The organism is Delftia sp. ZNC0008, from assembly GCF_000799035.1.
Taxonomy (GTDB): Bacteria; Pseudomonadota; Gammaproteobacteria; order Burkholderiales; family Burkholderiaceae_C; genus Comamonas; species Comamonas tsuruhatensis.
Genome location: NZ_JTKZ01000942.1, coordinates 1 through 637 on the forward strand (window position 1 = coordinate 1; position 637 = coordinate 637).

Annotated in this window: 2 protein-coding genes; both read left to right on the top strand. The window is 69.9% G+C overall.

What is annotated here, in order from left to right:
• A partial coding sequence (locus tag L995_RS30295; protein ID WP_047475153.1) for an OsmC family protein occupies positions 1 to 379 on the top strand: 379 nt, incomplete at its 5' end.
• Positions 380 to 402: 23 nt separating this feature from the next.
• Positions 403 to 637: VOC family protein (locus tag L995_RS30300; RefSeq protein ID WP_047475154.1), on the top strand; the 235-nt coding region annotated here is incomplete at its 3' end.

The window sequence follows — 637 nt, forward strand, 5'->3', positions numbered from 1 at the left end:
CCGCGTCGACTTCGCGGGCTACAACCTCGGCCCCAGCTCGCCCGAGCTGCAGCTGGGCGTGCTGGGCACCTGCGTCACCCACATCTTTCTGATCCAGGCGGCCGAGCGCCAGGTGCCCGTGGAGAGCCTGGAGGTCGAGGTCACGGGCATCATCGACCCGCGCGGCGGCAAGCCCGGCCACGAGGCCACGCCCATCTGGCCGCATGAGATCGGCTACACCGTGCACATCGACTCGCCCGCCAGCCGCGCCGAGATCGATGCGCTGTTCGAGGCCGTGGAGCGCACCTGCCCCATCCTCAACCTGCTGCGCAATCCGCAGAACATCCGCGCCGAAGTGCGCCACACCGACTCCAGCGCCGCCGCGCGCCTGGCGGCCTGAACACCGTGCGAAGCACCCCTGCCATGACCTTGCCACTCGACCACATCGTCATCGCGGTCCAGGACCTGGAACGCACCATTGCCGACTACACCGCGCTGGGCTTCAACGTGCTGCGCGGCGGCGAGCATCCGGGCCGCTCCACGCACAACGCCCTGGTGGTGTTTGCCGACGGCGCCTACTTCGAACTCATCGCCTGGCGCGCGCCCGCGCCCGAGGAACGCTGGTGGCAGCAGCTGCAGCGCCATGGCGAGGGCATTG